The sequence below is a fragment of the Microscilla marina ATCC 23134 genome, assembly GCF_000169175.1.
In the GTDB taxonomy this organism is placed as follows: Bacteria; Bacteroidota; Bacteroidia; order Cytophagales; family Microscillaceae; genus Microscilla; species Microscilla marina.
On sequence record NZ_AAWS01000003.1, the window covers coordinates 66053 to 88769 of the forward strand.

Sequence of the window (22717 nt, forward strand, 5' to 3'; positions counted from 1 at the left end):
TTCAGATATGATGATCTTAAACTCAACATTTGATAAAATTATCAATAGCCGTTTTTTGGGTAGTTCGGTGTTGCAATATACGGTATTTTTGACTTACCTGCTTGGAGGAATTTTATTGGGTAGGCTGTTATACTTTTTTCTCAAAAAATACGCCCGTAGAGTGACTGCCAAAACCAAGTCTACCATAGACGACATGATTGTAGACTTGATCGAAGAACCCTTGGTAGCGATAGTAGTTGTTATAGGGTTTTATTTTGGGTATCATCAACTACACCTCCCTTCTAAAGTATATAATTTCTTCACCCATACTACCAATAGTTTATTTACTATAGCCATTGCTTGGTTTGTTATCAGTTTGGTAGACCGAGTGTTGTCGGGTTACAAGCGATCATCTTATTTAGAAGAAAAAAACGAGCTATACGACCATGTGTTGCCGCTTTCGCGGAAAATTATTCGTTTTACTTTAATTTTAGTTACAGCCATTATCATTGTTAACAACTTTGGCTATAATGTAACCTCATTGGTAGCAAGCTTGGGTATTGGTGGGTTGGCGGTGGCATTGGCAGCACAAGAAGTGTTAAAAAATATATTTGGTGGAGTGACCATTATTACTGACCGCCCTTTTAAGCTAGGCGACTATGTGTCAATTAACGATTTTGAGGGTACCATAGAAGAGATAGGGTTGAGGTCTATCAGACTTAAAACTTATGAAGGTTATTACGTTACTATGCCTAATCACCTGATTACCGAAACATCTATCAAAAACTACAATCGTTATAAGGTTACTCGCCTTATTTTTACCATCGGCTTGACCTATGGAATGACCGATAGACAGATTATTACAGCAAAAAAACTAGTAGAAGAAGCACTCAATCAAACCAAAAGAGTAGTCAAAAACACCTATGAAATAGAGTTTATTAATTTCAACGACTTTTCATTGGATCTTTACATTGCTTGCGATGTAGCGTGCAACATTCCTCCCTTACGGAGAAAAGTGCGGGACTCTATTAACATGAAAATAAAGCAGACTTTTGATAAGGAAGGTATCGAGATTGCGTTTCCTACTCAGACTGTAGAGTGGAAGCGAAGTAACTAATCAAACAATGATACGTTGAGCAGTTATGCCTGATGGTTATTTCTTGATAATGTCAAGCAGTGTTCACTGTCAGTGTCTAAGGCTATCACTTTAAATATTTGTAGACTTTAGACTAGTTTCTATATTTAAACGTTTTATTATTAAGTTGCACCTTTATCCAATAATACCCAAAATATCGACTACTACTTTAAATGTCATTTATCTATTAAAAATAATGAAGTTTAACACACAAATACTCCCCCGATTTACCAAAACCATAAGCTTACTTATTGTAGTCTTTTTTGCGTTACCATCGTCTGCCCAATACGTATCGCCAGTATATACTGTAGACAGCGACTATGATGGTGTGCCCAATGTGCGTGACAAATGCCCAACCACTCCCGAACTGATTGAAAACTATGAGTTGGCACAAGCAGTAACTGTCAAAGGCAAAAAAGTAGTGGTGGTGTTCAGAAATGTAAGAAAAAACTTTGAGATACGCCGACGTAAGTTGCTTATCAAAAAGAGTCGTTGGCTCAAACGAATACGTAAAGCCGATGAAACAACCAATCCAACAAAAAGTGCGATCCTCAGCAAAATCAGAGACTTGGATAGCTTAATCAAGCGCCCATCTATATATGAGGCAAAAGTTACTATTAATGGGAAAGTAGAAAATTTTACCATTCCTATTGATGTAGACGAGTTTGGTTGTCTACCTGATGCAGATGGCGATGGTATACCAAATATTGTGGACAAGTGTCCTGAAAAGCCTGGGATAAAAAAATTAAAAGGTTGCCCCCCAGCCAAAAAGAAAGACCGTGATGGAGACGGCATTATTGATGAAGATGATCTTTGCCCCGAAAAGCCTGGTCCTAAAAAGAACAAAGGTTGTCCTGAAATTCTGAAAAAAGAAGAAGAAGAAATTCTGAAAAAAGCCAGTAAGGTTTTATTTGCTTTTTCAAAAGCAGAGATTAAAACTGTATCATTCTCTATACTAGACGAAGTAGTTCGATTGCTTAAAAAGTACCCTAAATCTAACATTCACTTAGAAGGGCACACCGATAATGTAGGGAAAGACCAAAGTAACCTGATACTGTCAAAAAACCGTGCTGCCTCAGTAAGACAATACTTTATAAACAAAGGTATTAATGCCAATCGTATTACTAGCATAGGCCATGGCGAACAACGCCCTATAGACACCAATACTACTGCTAAAGGACGGCAAAATAACCGGAGGGTAGATATGGTGATGTTTTTTGGCAAACGTACTACCAAAATTATTAAGAAAAATTAGATTACTAAATTATTCTAATATACAGATGAGAAACCTAATGAATTTATTCGTTAGGTTTTTTTATTTAAACCTAAGAATAACCCCTGTATAAAAGATATTTAAACGATACAACCTTCAGGATATTCTACTATCGATTAGTTTTATAAATTGTTAATAATCAATGATTTATGAAGAAGATAGCCTGCTCGCAAACCAACCTCAATCTAAAGGCTAGTAGCTAAAAGATTGAGGTTGTAGAAACTACCAACTAAAATAGTATTTTACCGTACTAAATAAATAGCGTATGAACTATCCTACTTTGTAAAAAAATAATTATCTACCCCCTATGAATCTAATCACATCTCAGCTAAACTTATTGTTCGAAGGACGAAAAGTTTTAGTTTATGAGCTTCCCCAAGGCGAATTTCCCTCTCCTACACTAGTCAAGGTATTGAAGAACCCACATCCCACCCCTGAAGAATTGTCCCAGTTTTATAATGAGTACAGAGTTGCCCAAACACTCAATGAGCATGAGGTTATGTTAAATGATACAGAGGGAGTGCGGAAGGTATATAAAAAAGGCAGCATTGACCAAAAGCCTGCCTTGTTTTTAGAACACATTATAGGCACAACACTTGCCGAAATAATCAGAGAAAAAGAGCAGTTTAACATTATAGACTTTCTCAATACGGCGATTGAACTTACCCATATCGTGGGGCGCATTCATCATTTTCATGTCATTCACCGTGACATTACCCCTAATAATATTATACTAGATAAAACAAAAAAGCCTGTTATTATAGATTTTGGGCTTGCAACTGAACTGTCTGGACAAACCTTTTTTATTGGTAATCAAACCCTCGAAGGTACTATAGCCTACATTTCCCCAGAACAAACCGGACGCATGAACCGTCGGGTAGACCATCGCTCCGATTTATATTCTTTAGGCATCGTGTTTTACGAAATGCTCACAGGTACTTTACCGTTCAATAGCAATGATAAAATAGAACTGGTACACGCTCACCTTGCAATGCCCCCCATTCCTCCCGAAGAGGTAGTACCTTCTATTCCTCCCATCATTTCTCAAATTATATTAAAACTACTGTCCAAAAATGTAGAACACCGTTACCAATCAGCCTATGGGTTGCGCGCCGACCTTACCGAAATAGCCTACTACCTAAAGTCTCAACCCAATGCCTCGGTAAGTTTTAACATTGCACAAAAAGACCGTTCAGGGATTTTACAAATACCAGAAAAGCTGTATGGCCGTAAAAAAGAGTTAAACTTATTGATGCAAGCTTATGACAGGGTAGCAAAAGGAGCCAATGAATTGTTGTTGGTATCGGGCGAGTCGGGGGTAGGTAAATCCAATCTTATCCATGAGCTTTATCCTGACATTGCCCAGAAAAACGGTCTTTTTATCGAGGGAAAGTATGACCAGTTTCAGCAGCAAAAGCCCTACTCTGCTATTACTCAGGCATTTAATGCCTTATTTCAGTATTTGGTAACTTTACCTGCAATTGAGCTCAAACGCTGGCAAAAAACTATTCAAAATGCTGTGGGTAACAATGGACGTTTACTTACAGATGTGATGCCCGACTTGGAGTTAATTATTGGGCAACAACCACCAGTAAGCCGCATTGATGGACAGGAAGCACAAAACAGGTTTCAGCGAGTGGTTCAAACTTTTATCAAAGATATCTCGCGTAAAGAAAACCCTTTGGTGTTGTTTCTCGACGACTTGCAATGGGCTGATGCCTCTTCACTACAGCTTTTGCAGACAATGCTTAACCAAAATGACAATCAGTATTTTTTGGCAATAGGTGCCTATCGTAGCAATGAAGTGCACGAGTCTCATCCATTTAATATTACACTACACAACTTAAAACAAGCCAACGAAGCGGTTATTCATGAGGTAGCCCTGCAAAACCTTACACTACGGCACATAGAAGAGTTGTTAAAAGATTCTTTATACTTTGATGATGCTCAGCAATTATATCAACTGGCGGAACTCATTTTTATAAAAACTCAAGGCAATGCTTTTTTTGTCAATCAGTTTTTAAAATCATTGTATGAAGAATTGTTGCTTACATTTAGTTTTAAAAAACAAGTGTGGGAGTGGGACATATCAAAAATAAAAGAACAGAATATTACCGATAATGTGGTAACGTTGATGACCCAAAAGATCAACACCCTGCCTGTAAGTACCTGTCAAGTACTTCAAATAGCAGCTTGCTTGGGCAGTACTTTTAGCTTGCAAATGATTAGCTTGGTACAACAGTCCTCTCCGGTGCATGTATTTAAGGCGCTATGGCTGGCAGTTACTGCGGGCTACATTTACCCATTAGATGAAAACTATCAACAGTTTCAGGACGAATCGATAGAAAAAAACAACAACGAAAAGCATACTAAATTCAAATTTGCACACGATCGCATAGAACAAGCCACTTACAATTTACAAACCCTTGAGGAGCGGGAAAACACCCATTGGCAAATAGCACAGTTACTGTATGCAAAGCATCAAAATAACCCTACACATATATTTTCTTTAGTCAACCACTTCAATAAAGCATTGCGTCTGGTAAAGCAAGAGAACCAGCAAGATTTAGTGGCAAACTTGAACAAGCAAGCAGCTGAAAAAGCCCATAAAACCAACGCTTATGAGTCGGCTTTGAGCTACTATACTACGGTGATGCAACTACTTGATGTCAAAGTATGGGATAACTATGACTTTGCGTTTAGTTTATATACCCAATATGCTGAATGTACTTATCTTACAGGTGATTTTGACACGGTTCGTCAGGTATATAGTCAACTGTTGGCACAGCCCTTAACCCAATTTGATAAGATCAGGGTTCATTATGTATTGTCCCGTTTGTTGCTTACGGAAGGGGAGGTGGAAAAAGCGCAAAGTGAAATACTGAAAGCCTTGGATTTATTAGGAGTACGTTATCCTAAAACGACGGATGAGTCTAAGGTGTTTTTGGAAAAAGAATATCAGGAGGTAAACAACCACTACCAACACCTGAGAGAAGACATTATTATAAATCGTCCTTTGATTCAATCAGAAAAAGATGATTTGTTGCTCGGCATTTTCGAAACTTTGGGCAATATTAATTATATACTAGGAGAGACAGCCTTTAGTATTTGGGCGGGACTAAGGCTTACAAATATTACTTTACAAAAAGGAAATAATAAACAATCTTCCTACGCTTTTATTGTCTTTGGTATTTATTGCATCATTTACTTGAAAGACAGCCTAAAGGGATATAAAATAGGGCGATTGGCTTTGAAAATCTCAGATAAAATTGATAATCAGGGACAACAAGCTACTGCACATTATGTGTTTGGTTCGAGTATTTTACATTGGGTATCTCACCAAAGAAAAAACCTGAAATACCAGCAAAAAGCCATACAGTATGGATTGGAAGGGGGCAACAATATGGTGACAGCTTATGCTATGTTTTCTTTGTTGCAAGAGTTGCTGCTCACAGGTACCCACCTAGAGGAGGTGAAAAATGAACATGATAAACTGTTGCCTGTGCTCAAAAAAATAAATCCGTATACTTATCAACTCAATGTAATTCCTACCATTTTTCAACCTCTCAAACAATTGTTGGGTGAAACCCAATCTACTCAATCGTTTGATGACGCTGGATTTAATGAAAAAAAATTTTTAGCTGAGTGTAATACCAACGGCGTAGCTCAGTTTTATACTGCCAAAGCAAGGAACCTATACATCTTTGGGCATTTCGAACAAGGGGCCTCGCTTGCTAAACACTACGACCTGTTTTTTCAAAGTGTGCCTACCCTTATCAACCTGGTGGAGGGGGTGTATTATGTGGCATTACACCTATTGGCTGTATACTCCAAACAAAACACTCAACAGCAACAGCAAGACTTAGTTATTATCAATAAGGCATTGACACAACTAGAAAAATGGGCAATAAACGCACCCATGAACTTTAATGCTCGGTACTTGTTAGTGCTGGCAGAAAAAGCTTATCAGGTAGACCATCAAGATTTTAAGGCAGTAGATTTGTATGAACAAGCCATTGCTGAAGCACATCGTACCGAGTTTCTCTATCTTGAAGCGATTGCCCATGAGCGTATTGCGCAGTTTTGGCTTGCCCATAAGAAAGACAGCTATGCCAAGCTTCATATTCAGCAAGCCTACCAACTATATAAAGCCTGGGGTGCTAAAGCCAAAGTAAGGCAATTGGGGGAGGCGTTCCCTTATTTTTTATCGAGGAAAAAAAACAAGCATTCCCTCTCTACTCACGAGAAGGTAGTCAAAGAAAACCAATATACTACGTTTAGAAGCTCTACCAACGGAGGTACTTTAGACCTTCATACTATCTTAAAATCTTCAACGGCACTGATGAAAGAGGTACACCTGGAAGCATTGCTTGAGCAAATGATTAAGATAGTGGCCGAAAGTGCAGGAGCACAAAAAGTATATATTATTGAAAACAATCAGGAAAGTTTGGTGGTAAGAATGAAAGGTGAAATGGCGGTGCAAATAGGCAGACCAGACTTTGGCGACATACAAGTAACTGCCCTCAGTACTCCTTTGGAGCACAGTACCGAGGTGCCCATTTCTTTGATTAATTATGTGCATCGCCTGAGGTCAGATATGGTAATAGCCAACGCCAATGAAGAAAAGCTTTTGCAAAAAGATGCTTATATACGAAAGCATCGACCAAAATCACTGCTATGTTATCCTATATTAAGAAAAGAACGAGTAAGCCTTATCTTTTATCTGGAAAACAACCTTGCCATTGGTGCATTTACTCCTGAACGCCTGGAAATACTAGGGGTACTCTCATCACAAATAAATGTATCTTTAGAGAATGCATTGCTTTATGAAAACCTGGAAGAGAAAGTCAAGGAACGCACTGAACAACTTAGAAGCAAAAACCGTGAAATGTCTGTACAGTCAGAAATACTTAAAGACATGTATCAACAGCTGCAAAAACACAACAAAAATGTAACTGCAAGCATCAATTATGCACTGAGAATACAAGAGTCTATGTTGCCCAAAATAAAACACATTAAAAAACAACTGCCTGAGCTTTTTCTAATGTACCGCCCCCGTGATATTGTATCAGGTGATTTTTATTGGTACGGCGAAAAAAACGGACAAGTGATTATTGCAGCCATTGACTGTACTGGCCACGGAGTACCAGGGGCATTTATGAGTATGTTGGGGCATGGCATATTGAACCAAATTGTATACACAAAAAAAATTACCGATCCTGGAGCCATTCTTAGTTCGTTGCATTTGGGTATATTGACTGCACTCAGACAACGTGAAACTGACAATCGGGATGGAATGGATATGACCATTTGTGTTATTGACAAGCAAAATAAGGTATTGAAGTTTGCTGGAGCTAAAAACCCTTTGCATATTATTCAGGACAATGAGCTTACCGAGATAAAAGGAAACATTATGCCTATAGGTGGTGTGTGGCGCAGAATAGAAAAACGAGAATTCAATACTGTCGTATTTCCCTTAGATAAGCCCACCACTGTCTACATTCACTCTGATGGCTACCAAGACCAGCTTGGAGGACCAGACGAATACCCTAAAAAATTTATGAAACGAACCTTCAAGCAATTATTGTTTTCTATTCACCAAAAACCAATGGAAGAGCAGCAGCAAATACTGGAAGAAGCCCTGGATAATTGGATAGGAGATTTACATTCTCAAACAGATGATATATTGCTGGTTGGATTTCGCATTACCCCAGATATGTTGGCATAATACTAGTAGTAATGAAGGGAGTTTGAAAGCCCGATGATTAATAAAACCCCTGATGAAAGCGAAACAACTATTACCTTTATATTTACTATGCATAAGCCTTTGGTTTACAGGTTGTGAGCATAAGGCATCGTTGCAAAGCATATACAATGAAAAAAACTTGGAGGCCGACTTGCTTGCCATAGAGAAAACAAAACAAGCAAGTAAAGAAGACTTAAAACTATTGTCGGTATACATACTATACAACAAAATCATAGATCAACAGATTGGCTCAGAAACTTATGCCGACTTGTTGCTTGCTGCCAAAACTACCAAAAGAAAAAAAATCAAACCCTTTCAAGTGATATTTAGCCGTTTAGAACGCGCGGAGTATGATGAAGTGCTGGGCAATGCCTTGGCTATATCAGCCGCTGATTCTTCGTTACATAACAAGAGAAAAGAGTTTAAGAAATTAGACGAAAACTTTGCCCGTGAACAGGACAAAATTTTGAGAGAAATGGAGGCCAACAAAAAAAGTGAGTCAGAAAAAAGGCGAGAGTTCTCGAATAACCTGGAGGAAGAAAACCTTGGTATGCTTGTCACAGTAGCTGAAAAAACCCGAAAGGCACTGAAAGTAACATTAACAGAAAAAAAGGTAGTGAAGAAAACAGAGTCTTATGTTTACATAGTGTATACTTTTGAACTTAAAAACACCACCTCGAAAAAAATGAAGGCTTTGACCGGAAAAGTAGATGTGCTGGATAATAATATAGACTTGGTGACAAGTGTGTTGATAGAGTGTAATCAGGAGGTTGACGCAGCCCAAGCAATCCAATGGAAATACGAAGTCCGTTATCCTGTATTGTCTCAGGTATACAAAAAGCTAAAAGATTTGCCTAAACCTCAAGTTGTGTGGAATCCACAAAAAATATTTTTTGCTGATGGCACCATTTGGCAGTAATTAGTCTGCCTATTTACAACTTGCAATCTTCTGAGGCATCACTTATATTTGACAATGATTGCGCCTCACTTGGATGTTTTTGCTGTACTTATATTTTTAGGAGTTATACAAGCCCTTTTTCTTGCTTTACAATGCCTTTTTGGGCAGCCTCGCCTAGAGCCCTCCAATCGTTTTTTAGCGTTTAATCTGTTGGCGAATGCGGCTACTTTACTCGAGATTTTTTTGTGCTATAGCGGATACATCATTTATACATTACACTACTATGACGTGTCCGAACCCTTTAACTTTGTGTACGCCCCATTGTTATGGCTTTACCTCAGAACCTATTTAAACCAAAGCACGCCTCAAAAGTGGTATTTACATTTTATCCCATTTTTGTTTTATACCTTATACTGCGCTTTATTTTTTATACAGTCAGCTGCCTATAAATACAATGCGTTTTTGTATGCTTATCACCCTGAATTGCCCTATATACACTCTACAACTATATGGACTACCGACCCATTGGGTATCAAAGCTCACATCAATACCGTCTCTATTTTATTCAATGGAGTGTATTATTATCTCATCATTCGTTTTATCATACAATATACCAAACAACACCAACTCTCTTTTTTTAAATCCTTGCCAAACAAACGTTTACGTTGGGTTCGTACCTTCTTTATTTTGTCTGCGTTTAGCTATATACATTGGGTATACCGTACTTTTTTTGTGCTACGCGATTTGCAAGACTACACCAGCGCTGCGCTCAGTGCAGTAATCATTTACTATATGAGCTTTATGTTAATGCAGCATCCCGAAGTATTTAGGAGAAGAAAGCAAAACAATGCCCCAAAATATGCCAAATCGGGGTTGAGTGAATCGGAAAAAGAAGTCATTCTTGCTCAATTAACTCAACTCATGCAAAACGAAAAGTTATACCTTGATAACTTGATTTCTTTGCCGCAGTTAGCAAAAAAACTGGCGGTACCTAGTCATAGTATTTCGCAGGTGTTGAATGAACAACTACAGAAAAACTTTTTTGGCTTTTTGGCCGATTACCGGGTACAAGAAGCCAAGGAGTTGTTGAGCAACCCAGCGTTCAACCACTTGACTATAGAAGAAATAGCCACTAGAGTAGGGTATAATTCAAAATCGGCATTTAATAACGTTTTCAAAAAGATTACCCATACCACTCCATCAGCCTACCGGAAAAAACACACCTAAATAGCCCCTTGTTTATCAGATACTTACAAAAAAAGATGTTTTTTTTTACCCTTTCCTACTCCCTTTTTAGGTTTGGCTGGTCTTACCTATGAATACCAACAATAATAACACTATGAATACCTAAAAAACAGACAAGCCTACTCCTTTTTTAAGGAAGGTTTGTCTATTCAATGAAAACACTATGAACAACTAATAATTGAGTCTGCAAAACCTGACTTTTTTGAAAAAAACTACACTATGAGTACCTAAAAAACAGACAAGCCTACTCCTTTTTTAAGGAAGGTTTGTCTATTCAATGAAAACACTATGAACAACTAATAATCGAGTCTGCAAAACCTGACTTTTTTGAAAAAAACTACACTATGAGTACCTAAAAAACAGACAAGCCTACTCCTTTTTTAAGGAAGGTTTGTCTATTCAATGAAAACACTAATCAAACACTATAAACAATTAATAACCGAGTCTGCAAAACCTGACTTTTTTGAAAAAAACTACACTATGAATACCTAAAAAACAGACAAGCCTACTCCTTTTTTAAGGAAGGTTTGTCTATCTAATGAAAACACTATGAACAACTAATAACTGAGTCTACAAAACCTGACTTTTTTGAAAAAAACTACACTATGAATACCTAAAAAACAGACAAGCCTACTCCTTTTTTAAGGAAGGTTTGTCTATCTAATGAAACACTATAATTATCAAGCATTGAAACCAACTTTGTAACTATGATGCACTGTGAAAAAAACTAAACAATAAGCAAAAACAAGCCACTTATCATTGATGGTGGCTTGTTTTAAACCAACAAATTGAATGAACTACGAATACTAACAAAATTGAAAACACAATGAACACCAGGTCAATACACCAACACCAATTGACCACTTGTAATTACCCAAAATATTTGAGGAAGAATAAATTCCATCAGGCAAAACAGCCCTGACTACAGGGCTGTATTATCTAAACTAAATCGTTGATCAGTTTATGTGTTAGCTTATATCAAAAAGAGCTACAAAACCGACTAATTGAAAACCTACACTAAACACGTTGTCTGTGAGAACGTGTTTTTTTACTTTAGAAACCCTTCAAAATGTACTTGCCTGTGGGCAAAAATGCCTTTTTGATGCCTAAACCAGTATTTTATTTTTGCAAAGCCTACCTTTGGGTACTTGATTTAACTTCTGTATACCCATGAAAAACAACCTTAAAATAACCCTTGACCAATCTCCCAAAAATGCCTGGTGGTGGGTGCTGATTGCCCTCTTTGCTGTTAAACTTTTTATTCACCTTTGGGCAGGCAATCAATATGGGTTTCACCGCGATGAATTGCTCTACCTTGTACAAGGCCACCACTTAAGTTTTGGTTACATGGAAGTACCACCAGTTACCGCCTGGCTTGGTAGATTGGCCCGCACTATAGGGGGCGATAGTTTGCTTGCCATGCGTACCCTCACAGCACTGGCTGGTTTATGTACATTATGGCTTACTGTACAATTTGTGCGAAAACTGGGTGGCAGCTTATTTGCCCAGGTACTTGCCGTTGTCTGCATACTTGCCAGCCCAGCTTTTTACCGTCACCACACCCTGTTTCAGCCTGTCGTATTCGACCAGTTATGCTGGTTATTGGTATATTATTTTTTGCTCCATTATTTACTCAGCCATCAACCCCGTTATTTGTTATGGATGGGAGCAGCCGCAGGCGTAGGTATGCTCACTAAGTACAATATGCTATTTTGTGTAGGAGGCATTGTGTTGGCAATGTTTGCCACCAACCACCGTAAGCTCATTGCGAGCCCTTGGGTTTGGGCAGCTTTGGGAGTGTCAGGTGTCATTTTATTACCTAATATTTTCTGGCAATATCAACACGATTTTCCTGTAATGGATCACTTCAAGGGGTTGTATAAGAAGCAACTTCAAGGAATGACGGCTGGCGACTTTTTATTGGCTCAACTCCGTATGCATCAATACATCACTGCCCCTGTATGGTTGTTGGGTTTGTGGTATTTTTTACAACAAAAATCTTTACGTTGGTTGGGTGGGGCATACCTTGCCACTTTAGGGTTGTTTATTATTGCCCAGGGGCAAGCTTATTATTTCAATGGTGTGTATCCATTGATGTTTGCGGGTGGGGCAGTGTTTATTGCCCAACAAATAGAGAAAAACAAAGCAAAACTGCTTATACGCCCTGTGTTGGCATTGGTCATATTTACCTTGGGTATGGTAGTCATGCCCTACGGTACCCCTTTTCTAACAATTGACCAATTGATCAAATACACCCAGGCATTGGATATAAACCCTATAACCCCTTTGCCCAATGGCAGGGTACAAAACCTGACCAGTGACTATGCCGATATGTTTGGCTGGCGTGAGCAAGTAAAAGTGGTGGCAGATACTTATACCAAACTTAGCAAAACCGAACAAGAACATTGTCTGATTTGGGGTGAAAACTATGGAGAAGCAGGCGCACTTCATTATTTGGGCAAACCGTATGGCCTACCTCCGGCTATATCGGTGCACGGCAGTTTTTATTTGTGGGGGGCAGGTAACCCAAATGCCCAGCTTGCCATTACTGTGGGGCTTTCGCCCAAAGATATGCGAGATTTGTTTGAAGAAGTCACCTTGATACAAAGATTTAAGCACCCCTATGCTATAGACGAAGAACACAATATTCCCATATTGCTATGTCGAAGACCTAAACAACCCCTGGGCACATACTGGAAAAAATGGCGGAAATACGTGTTTAGTTAATCAGTCACTGGTGTTGCTTACAACATCATTTTTCACCCTTTATACTTCAGGTATTGGGGTGTTTTTAGCTTTAGCAGATATTCCTTACATAAATTAGCAGCGTTAATTTTAACAATTTTGTGTGAAACCTGTATTGTTATGTAACTTTAAGTATAATCAATCAAATACAATGACACAACAATCGACAGTAAGCATACTAGGCTGTGGCTGGCTGGGTTTACCTCTGGCTGAGCACCTCATGGCACAGGGTTACCATGTAAAAGGCTCTACTACCCAAACTTCTAAACTTGATTTGCTCCATCAAAAAGGCATTGAGGCATTTTTGGTAAAACTTACACCTGACTTGGAAGCAGACAAAATAGAACAGTTTCTGGATACAGAAACCCTTGTAATTAATATTCCACCCGGAGTGCGTAAGCAAGGAGAAGATTTTCATCCTGCGCAAATCAAAACCCTGGAGCCACTCATTGGGCAAGCGCCTTTAAAAAATGTCATTTATGTAAGTTCTACATCGGTATACCCTAATGTAAACCGAATGGTAGACGAAACTGAGCCTTTGGGCAATACCGATGGTTCGGTAGATGGGGTGCGAGGCTTGTACGTAAACCGGGCTTTGCTCAAAGCTGAACAGATGATCAAAGGATTGGAAGCTAAAAATGTAACCATTTTGCGACCAGGGGGGCTGATAGGAGAGGATCGGGTTCCGGGGAAATATGTGGCAGGGAAAAAAGGGATTACCACAGGAAACGTGCCTGTAAATTATATACATCCGGTAGACCTGGTACGCCTGATCACGCAAGTGATACAACAAAATGCCTGGGGAGAAGTTTTTAATGTTGTAACCCCCGAACATCCTACCCGTCGTGAAGTATACACCCAAAACATTGAAATGTTTGGACTGGAAGCACCTGAATACACCGAGGGTTCACCTGATTTTAAGATTATTGATGGAACAAAAATAATAGAAACTTTAAATTATAAGTTTAAATATCCCAATCCCCTTGAGTTTCGTTATAACCTATAATACGTATAAATATTAATGTAATAAAGTGTAATTTATAAATAAGACACCTGACATAATGAAGCAAGTTACTTTAAGTATAATGTTAACTTTGGTGGGTATTACTTTTGGATTTGGGCAAAGTATTCCTTCTGGATACAAAGTGCTTCCCGAAGAGTTTAACATTCATTATAAGATTCATAAACAAAGTGCCGGCAAAACCAAAAAAATAATTATCAACCAGTTTGTCACTTTCCATGTATGGATATACAACGACAAAGACTCGTTGATAAGAACTACTTACCCTCATAGACCTGCCATTAAAGAAATCTCTACCGAAGAATATAAATACGCCAACCGGGGGTATATGACCGAAATGCTGCTTAAGCTGTCTACTGGCGACAGTGCTACCTTCCGTATGTCGGCCGGTTTTCTATTTAAAACCATTAAGCGCAAGCGACCTAAGTTTCTAAAACCCAACGACTACATCAAGTATGTAATCAAGGTGCTGAACGTACAGCCACACGAAGAAGTACTACACGACAAAGAAGCCAAGGTTTTTCAGCAAAGACAAAAAGATGAAAAAATCATCAGCGCTTACCTCAAGGGTAAAAAATTTCCTAAAGCCCTCAAAAAAACCTACGCTGGGGTATACTATTACTTTACTAAAGAAGGCAAAGGCGACTTTCCTGTAAAGGGTGATGTGGTCATGTTAAAATATAAGACTATGTTTTTGGATGGTAAAGTGTGGCGTACTTCTAAGATGGACGGTAGGGTGTTTGATTTTCCAGTGGGACATAAATATGTGATTCCGGGGTTCGACCAAGTACTATTATTGATGCGTGAAGGCACCAAAGGACATTTTATTATGCCCTCTTACTTATGTTATGGCGAAAACGGTTTTTATGGTATTCCCCCTCATACCATTCTTAAGTTTGACATAGAGTTTCTGGCGATCAAATCGCGTAAACAGATTATACACCGTTCGAAAGATGCTGCTACCAAAAAGAAGAAAAAAGGAGCTGACCCCAATGCAAGGCGTAGGGTAACTTTAACCAAAAAACAAGCCGACCTTATCAATAAACAAAACGGAGTGGGGCTTACTAAAAAGCAGCAAAAAATGATTAACAAACACTTTAATAAAAATAAGGGCAATCGACGAAAAAAAGACAGAAGATAAATTTTGCCGCTTTTATGAGACAACCAAAGGCAAGCAGATGTTTGCCTTTGGTTGCTTTAGAACTATAGTGTTTGGAGTACTAGTTTATCCTGAGTGCTGTGCCAGCGGTAATCAGTATTTTTTACCCCTCCCAAGGCAAACGATTGAGGTTGAACAGTTAGAAAGTTTTGTTGTTGATTGACCACTTGTTTGCCCACATCTGTCAATTGTAACTGTTCATTTTCTTGCCAAAGAGCTCCCATTCGTTGCATAGAATCATAGTATTGCAAATCGCCAAAACCCAAGTGAGGAGTACTTTCTCGAAGCATGCGTCCTACCCACCGATGTTTGTTTGGCAAAGAGTGGGGTTGGATCATTTCCAGCATTTGTCGCTCTATAAGGTTAAGCCCGCTTTGCTGGTCAGGGAAAAGTTGCTGAAAGTAACCAAAAGCCGTTTTTAGGTAAGGAAAAGCCTCTGGAGTGTGCTGTTGAATCAAATCAACCAAGGCAAGCATGTCTTGCCCACAGTAAGTCGCCCACACCTTATCGGCAAATACAATATCTGTTTCACTCAGTTTTTTTCTTTGGGCAAACAAAGGCGCAAAATGTTCAGGTGCAAGTTGCCCCAATCCTCTGAAATCTTCTACAGCAGGGTGGGTGTCAATGCATACCAAATAAATACGATCCAACCCAAGTTGTTGTTGATAAAGCCAACTCAAAACAGCCATCAAGTTTACTTGACAAAACCAGTCAAACTCAAACCAAAGAGTGATTTCCTGATAGTCAGGAGCCGCTTTTAGTTGATTGAGTTCTTGTATTACCAACGTCTGATAACTATCTGCGGGTATGGGTTCACGCAAGGGTAAATCACTGTACTGTTGCGTGAAAAAGTTTTGGCGAATAGTATAAAACTCAGGGGTGGCTACCTCATAGGTGGTAGGACCACAGGCAAGAGCTTCGTTCCAGACAAGGCGATCACCTGGCAAAGTAAAGTGATGAGCAGTACCCTCACCATTGAGTATATGTAGTATTTTCATGGATTTTATGGTTTATATATGAGAAATTTTGAATATCACCTAATTTACATCACATAGCGTTTGGGTCAAAACATAACCTGTTTCTTTTGTGGCTTGAGGTATTTTTACTTTCTTGAATAAGGCAAACCTTAACAAAGCTACTGGTAATGGGATTATCTGAAAAAGTTGCAAGAAAAATTAAAAGGTGTAAAGACAAAAAAACTTATTTTTTAAATCTAAGAGAGTGTAGTTTGAGTGAAATACCCACCGAAATATTTGAGTGTACTTGGCTCACTATTTTAGATTTGGGCAACTACAAAGAGTTACGCTCAAATCATATCACTACTATTCCGACGGGTATAGCCAAACTAACGAATCTTAAGCATTTAGACCTAAGATTTAACGAAATACAACAGATTGCTCCTGAGTTTGGACAGCTTAAAAGCCTGCAAACCCTCATGTTGGATGAAAACCAAATGAGCCATTTGCCTAAAGTAGTAGGAACACTTGAGGGGCTAACCAAATTAGCGCTTACAGGCAACTGTTTGGGAGCATTGCCTGAGTCTCTGAGCCAATTGAGTCAGTTGCGTCACCTAAAATTAGGTAATTGTGGTTTAAAAACCTTTCCTGAATTTATTTTATCCCTTAAAGAATTGGTTTACCTTGACCTAAGCAACAATGCCTTGGTGCAGGTACCCGAACAGTTGAGTCAACTTAAGAACCTGGAAAATGTGTTGTTGGATAACAACCAGTTGGAAATTGTACCTAAAAAGGTGTTTTTTATGCCTAAAGTCAAAAAAATAACTTTAGAAGGCAATGTCATTGCTTCGTTGCCTGACGAAGTGGTACAACAGGGAGTTACAGGGGTACAGAATTTCTATCAGAGCTTTACTCCTGTTACATACGACAAGTCAGTGCCCGAACGGGAGCCTAGTGGTGAAAGAGTAGTATTGTCCACATCAGGTGGCAACGAACAATCCCAAAGCGATGATGAGGTAGATTACTTGAATGAAATAAAACTGTTATTGGTAGGAGAGGGACGCGTAGGGAAAACTTCATTGGCGAAAGCACTTCGAGTAAAAAAAAATGAGCTAAAGGATGAACCTAGTACTGAAGGTATAGATATTAGCCAGTGGGTGATTCCTAAAGAAGAATTTGAGGGAAAGCTTAATTTAAACAAAGATTTTCGCTTGAATGTGTGGGACTTTGGCGGGCAGGAAATATATTATGCTACTCATCAGTTTTTCTTGACTCGACGCTCTATCTACTTATTTGTGACCGAGTCGCGCAAAGAAGATAACCATGGTACTTTTTTTTACTGGTTAAACATCATTCGCTTACTGGGGGGCGCCAGCCCGGTTATACTGGTGCTTAACAAAATAGACCAACCCACCAAAGAGTTGCCTATAGAAGACTACAAAGCCGCATTTGCCAACCTGATAGAGTTTAAAAGAGTGAGCTGTCATGCCGACTATAAAGCTACTGTAGAGTCGCTTAAAGAAGAGATAAAACGGATCATTACCAACGAACAACTATTGCCGCAAATAGGAGCACCCTTGCCCAAAGTATGGGTCAAAGTACGAAAAGAAATTGAAGCTTTACAGAATGAACAAAAAAGCTATATTAGTTATAGTACATACCTTGACGTTTGCGAAGCTTATGGAATGACTGAAGAACAGGCCAAGACTTTAAGTCGTTTTTTTCACGATTTGGGTGTTTTTCTTCATTTTGCCAATGATTTGGAGCTTGCCGAAACCGTATTCTTAGATCATCAATGGGTTACCAAAGGGGTCTATGCAGTATTGGACAATGCTAAAGTAAAGGCTAATTATGGCAGGTTTACCGACCAGGATTTGATGGAGATTTGGAGTGAGCGAAAATACCGGGAAAAGAGACGCGAGATTTTATCATTGATGAAGCACCAAAAATTTGAGCTTTGCTTTGCCATTGAGCAAGGAGTATACCTAGCACCTCAACTCTTGCCAGCCGATCCTGTGTCTTATACTTTGCCTGCCAACAGTGAGCATTTATATTTTGAATACAGCTATTCGTTTATGCCCAAAGGCATTCTTACCCGTTTGATCGTCAGGCGAAGCCCCGACATTTATCAAAACATTTACTGGAAGTATGGGGTAGTATTGTACTATGACAACACCTATGCCGTAGTGCGCGAAAATTATCTGATCAAGCGCATATCTGTTCACCTGAGCGGCAAAAACAACAAACAACTATTGGTGATTATTCGCAAAACCATGCAGGAAATCCATAGTGATTTTAACAATCTTGAGGTGACCGAGATGATCCCTTGTCACTGTAGCGAATGCAAAGATAACCCTGAACCTTATTTTTATAAATATCAGCAACTTAAACGACGATTAGACAAAGGACGCAAAACCGTAGAATGTGACAATAGTTATGAGGATGTGTCAGTGGTAAGTTTGCTTGATGGAGTTGGAGGGTCGCATAGTGCCAGCCTGCAACTTATTCGTGATTTTATTGCTAAAGATTTTGTCCATGAGGCGTTGGATGTAATGGAACAATACGCTCAACAACTCAATGACCGCCAGATGCAGGACGAAGTCATTGGTTGGAAAGCTGCCTTACAACAAAATGAACGCTCAAGGCTTTTGGTAGATACTGATCAATATCATAGACAAAAAAATCGCATAATAGATGTCATATTAAATGCTTTGAAACATTTTGATGAGTGAGTTGAGCGCTTTTCCATTACCCTATTTTCAGGGTGCAATTTGGGTATCTAAGAGCGTATAAAATAGTCGAATATACAATGAGAATAAGAACCAAAACAATCTATCTGATCGCCGGACTTATGTGTATGCAGCTTTCAGTGGTAGGTCAAAGCAGGTTGCTAGTGACTATACCCACTGCCGCACAAGAGACAAATTATATATGGCGAACTATTCGTGATATAGTCTTCTTTGAGCAGCATCAATACCAACTAAGTTTGCCTAAAGGTCGTTTGATAGAAGCGTTGAAGAAGAAAGCCAGGGCTAAACAGTTGTCTGATGAAGATTATGTTGCCTTGAAAAAGTTTGTAACAGATAAAGTGTACCAAGAAGCGGATTATCAAAAAGGGTATCAATTGATTAAACAAAACGAAGCCTTGCTTAATCGTTTGATCAAACAACTAAGTAAAAATTCCCCAAAAAACTGGAAATTTAAAATGTTTGATACCTATCGGGTGACACTTACGCTCTATGGATCAGGTGGAAGTTATGATCCTGATCGGGGGTCAATTATTATTTTTGCTACCCGCGACGGAAAATTTAAACAATATAAAAATCCAGCAAATACCATTATTCACGAAATCACCCATATAGGGATAGAGTATTCTATTATCCGAAAACATAAAGTGCCTCATGGGTTGAAAGAGCGTATTGTAGATACTTTTGTACTGCTCAACTTTAAGAAATACCTGCCTGAATACTATGTTCAAAATATGGGCGATAAGCGTTTAGATACTTACCTGAAGCATAAAAAAGATTTAGATAATTTAGAAGAGGTGGTAAAAAAGGTGTTGAAAAAAAAGTAAGTCTTTTTAACATCGAGCAGGTTTTAAATTAGAAGCGAAAGCCAGTAAATACCGTTTATTACAGTTGCCTGGTTTTGCCCTTGGTTCAACCAGGAGGAGTATTGGGGATTTTTAAGGTAAAAGCAGAGCCTTGGTTTACCGATGATTGTACGTCAATACTACCATTAAGTTTTTGTAATATTTCTTTGACAATATATAAGCCCAGTCCTGCTCCATTAGAGTGAGCACTGGCACGATAAAACATCTTAAAAATATTGTTGAGATGGTCTTGATCTATGCCTTTGCCATTGTCTTGTATAGTAATGATGGCTTGTTGAGGTTGTTGGTCTACTTTAATCAAAATTAAAGGGTTGGTTTGATGGGGGTTATGGTAACTAATGGCATTTGACAATAAATTGTTCAACAAGATCAAACAACGACTACGGTCAGAGTAAAAAATATGCCTGCCATTGATGGCCAGTTTTTTTTCTATTTTGGAGGCAGCTGGCAAGTACTGTAGTTTTTCCAATACTGTTTGTATCAACTCATTAAAATCAATTTGCTCTACATTGGTTTCCATACGGGCATTCATTGAATAATCAATGATTTCTTCAATAAAGTAATCAAGCTTGAGCACACTGTTACGCATTTTGTGAAGGTACTCTTGTATGTTATGTGGAGGTTCATATTCGGCAAGTTGCAACAAACCTAGCAGTGACTTGAGTGGTGCCCGTAAGTCATGCGAGGCACTATAAACGAAACGGTCTAACTCAGCATTGGTTTTTTTGAGCTCTTCATTAATGGCCATTAAACGGTTTTGAGTTCGTTTTTGTACGTCAATATCTACAATTGCCCCATCATAAAATACTTCTCCCTCGTTGTTGCGCGACAAAATACAACTGACCAATCCCCAAAACATTGTCCCATCTTTTTTCTTAAATAAAGCCTCTTCATTTTTAAAAAAACCGTTGGACGCCAACTTTTCATTCAATGTGTCAATTGTACTTTGTTCGACAAAAAGTGCACTAATTGGCATACTGATTACTTCTTTGGCTTGCTTGTACGCAAAAAGTTCAGCAAATGCCTGATTGATGTAAACTACTCCTTTGTGCGGGGTGCTTCGGAAAATAGCCTCATTAATATGCTCATTGATAGAGCGTAAAATTTGTTCATTTTTTCGGGCAAGTGCTTCAGCTGCTTTATATCGTTCGGCTTCAAGCTTTATTTGTTGGTTTGCTTCTGTTAACTCTTTCGAGTTTTGCTGCATCTCCTGTTTAATAGCGGTGCGCTCTTTTTCAAAGTTATTATAAGAATCACTAATGGAGGCAAAAAGCTTTTCCAGACCCTCAGGCATTGCTTTGCCTTTCAAAAAGTCCTTGAGTTGCTTTTCCAAAAGCGGGTTATATTGCTTATTCATATGAAGAGATTCTTAGTAGATAGTATAACTCCCCATGTGTGTGTGAGGGCATACAAATATTAAACAGGCAAAATTGATAACTTATTGTTTGTAAACGCCATACAGTCATCAACTAGTTTTAACCTTTTTCGTTAATTGCCAATAAGGTGTTTCCGTACGGATACTGACTCTGGCACCAATCTATTTTGGTAGTTATTTCTGTCGGTGTTTTTTCAGGGGACTTTACCTCAACAAATCCACAGCTTTTATAAAATGTCGCTAAATGTTCGAAAGCCAAACAATATATGGTGTGTGCTGGAGAGCGTTGTTCCAATAGAAAATCGACTATTTTGCGGGCAATCCCTTGTTTTCGGTGACTGTCTGCCACATACATTCCCCCAAGTTCTTGTATACCATCCGATATATTAACTAATCGACCGATGCCTACTCTTTCTTCAGACTGTTGTGCAATGGCTATAAATTCGTTGTTGAAATCAGAGTTTACAAAACCCAGTTCGTCATATCGGGCATTAGCCCAAGGCATATCAATAATAGTGGCTTTCCGAATAATCATGGTGTTTCTAGAGTGTAGTAATATATTAGTTTATCTTTTTAGCTCAGGCCATTGACCTCTTGATAAACTTAGTTATGTATACTTAAACAAAAATAAATGAATGAAGCATCATAGACAAAATTAATATTTATTTTTCCTGAACTAAACTCTATTTAGTTTCTTCTTTAGGAAAATACAATTTAGGATACTCAAAATACACCAACGAAGCTTCTTTAGCTGTTACTTGCTGCCATTGTGTGGTCACAAAATTAAACTGCACTACCCCTGTAGTAGGCACATTGTCTATGGGACGAGGCGCAAAGTAGTTGGTTAAATCTGTCAACCCCGGATTGTGTCCTACCAATACCAGTGAAGTTACCTTGTCAGACTGCTGTCTAATCAGGCGGAGCAGAGTTTGGGCGTGTGCTTCATAAATTCGCTGATCAAATTCAACGGCGGTTTCAGGTAGCACTTTGGCAAATGCGGCTACTGTCAAGCGGGTTCTTACCGATGGGCTTGATAGTATAAGGTGAGGCATGTCCCCTTTTTCTTTGAATTTTTGTGCCATAAAAGGTGCGTCTCTTTTTCCTCTTTTATTGAGAGGGCGTTCAAAGTCTGGAAGCGACAAATCTTTCCAGCTTGACTTGGCGTGCCTTAGCAATGTCAGTGTTTTCATACGGTTATATCTTTGTTAAGTACAATTTTCACAATCTTCCGCAAGCGAAGCTTTTTCGTAAATATAACTATTCTTTCAACAGAATGTATTTTTGCAACTTTCTTTGTGATTTCATAACCTTTGAAAAAAAACCTCGTACATATAAATGTGAATTGCATAATTCAAAGTCATTAAAGTGTAACTAAAAGTAAATCAGTGAAATACAAATATATTTTTTATTAATATTTTGTTTTTTAACTGTCAAAAAATTAATAAAAAGGTGATTAGAAATAAAAGCCTTTCATTAAAAATAATAAAGGTGTATTTTGAATTATATAAAGTTGTTAATGCAGGTGTTTTATATTAAATCCATTCTCATAGTCGGTTCCCGGCTTTCTTTATA

The 22717-nt window shown here is 38.5% G+C and carries 14 protein-coding genes; 10 read left to right on the forward strand and 4 right to left on the reverse strand.

The window, feature by feature from the left end:
- Positions 1 to 7 precede the first annotated feature (7 nt).
- The 8 genes from M23134_RS02970 (at position 8) to M23134_RS03005 (ending at position 15183) form a co-directional block, all read left to right on the forward strand.
- Entirely contained in the window at positions 8 to 1096 is a 1089-nt protein-coding gene (locus M23134_RS02970) for a mechanosensitive ion channel family protein (protein ID WP_002693819.1), read from the forward strand.
- Positions 1097 to 1310: 214 nt separating this feature from the next.
- Positions 1311 to 2369 (forward strand): OmpA family protein, encoded by a 1059-nt coding sequence (locus tag M23134_RS37440; RefSeq protein WP_002693821.1) that lies wholly within the window; start codon positions 1311 to 1313, stop codon positions 2367 to 2369.
- A 325-nt stretch (positions 2370 to 2694) separates the two neighbouring features.
- Positions 2695 to 8115, forward strand: a complete 5421-nt coding sequence (locus M23134_RS02980) for an AAA family ATPase (RefSeq protein ID WP_045112905.1) — start codon at positions 2695 to 2697, stop codon at positions 8113 to 8115.
- A 52-nt stretch (positions 8116 to 8167) separates the two neighbouring features.
- Positions 8168 to 9052, forward strand: coding sequence for a hypothetical protein (locus M23134_RS02985; RefSeq protein WP_002693824.1), 885 nt, complete (start codon positions 8168 to 8170; stop codon positions 9050 to 9052).
- Between the two features lie 54 nt (positions 9053 to 9106).
- Complete coding sequence (locus tag M23134_RS02990) at positions 9107 to 10258, forward strand: helix-turn-helix domain-containing protein (protein ID WP_002693825.1); 1152 nt, start codon at positions 9107 to 9109, stop codon at positions 10256 to 10258.
- 1188 nt (positions 10259 to 11446) lie between these two features.
- Positions 11447 to 13003: an ArnT family glycosyltransferase gene (locus M23134_RS02995; RefSeq protein ID WP_002693826.1), complete on the forward strand. Its 1557-nt coding sequence runs from the start codon at positions 11447 to 11449 to the stop codon at positions 13001 to 13003.
- Between the two features lie 169 nt (positions 13004 to 13172).
- Positions 13173 to 14027: an SDR family oxidoreductase gene (locus tag M23134_RS03000; RefSeq protein ID WP_045112906.1), complete on the forward strand. Its 855-nt coding sequence runs from the start codon at positions 13173 to 13175 to the stop codon at positions 14025 to 14027.
- A gap of 55 nt (positions 14028 to 14082) precedes the next feature.
- Positions 14083 to 15183, forward strand: a complete 1101-nt coding sequence (locus M23134_RS03005) for an FKBP-type peptidyl-prolyl cis-trans isomerase (RefSeq protein ID WP_045112907.1) — start codon at positions 14083 to 14085, stop codon at positions 15181 to 15183.
- 62 nt (positions 15184 to 15245) lie between these two features.
- On the opposite strand, the gene M23134_RS37445 is transcribed toward M23134_RS03005, so the two are convergent.
- Entirely contained in the window at positions 15246 to 16199 is a 954-nt protein-coding gene (locus M23134_RS37445) for a hypothetical protein (RefSeq protein ID WP_002693831.1), read from the reverse strand.
- 146 nt (positions 16200 to 16345) lie between these two features.
- Here M23134_RS37445 and M23134_RS03015 point away from each other — a divergent pair, with 146 nt between their 5' ends.
- Positions 16346 to 18889: a COR domain-containing protein gene (locus tag M23134_RS03015; protein WP_002693833.1), complete on the forward strand. Its 2544-nt coding sequence runs from the start codon at positions 16346 to 16348 to the stop codon at positions 18887 to 18889.
- Positions 18890 to 18966: 77 nt separating this feature from the next.
- A complete protein-coding gene (locus M23134_RS03020) occupies positions 18967 to 19731 on the forward strand; it encodes a hypothetical protein (RefSeq protein ID WP_198144974.1) in 765 nt (254 codons plus the stop codon).
- Positions 19732 to 19816: 85 nt separating this feature from the next.
- Here the strand turns inward: M23134_RS03020 and M23134_RS37450 are convergent, their stop codons facing one another.
- The 3 genes from M23134_RS37450 to M23134_RS03035 form a co-directional block, all read right to left on the reverse strand.
- Positions 19817 to 21127, reverse strand: coding sequence for a PAS domain-containing sensor histidine kinase (locus M23134_RS37450; protein ID WP_002693839.1), 1311 nt, complete (start codon positions 21125 to 21127; stop codon positions 19817 to 19819).
- A 118-nt stretch (positions 21128 to 21245) separates the two neighbouring features.
- Entirely contained in the window at positions 21246 to 21680 is a 435-nt protein-coding gene (locus tag M23134_RS03030) for a GNAT family N-acetyltransferase (RefSeq protein ID WP_002693840.1), read from the reverse strand.
- A 148-nt stretch (positions 21681 to 21828) separates the two neighbouring features.
- The gene (locus tag M23134_RS03035; RefSeq protein WP_002693842.1) at positions 21829 to 22335 is read right to left on the reverse strand and encodes a SixA phosphatase family protein; all 507 of its coding nucleotides are present in this window, start codon (positions 22333 to 22335) and stop codon (positions 21829 to 21831) included.
- Positions 22336 to 22717: the final 382 nt, after the last annotated feature.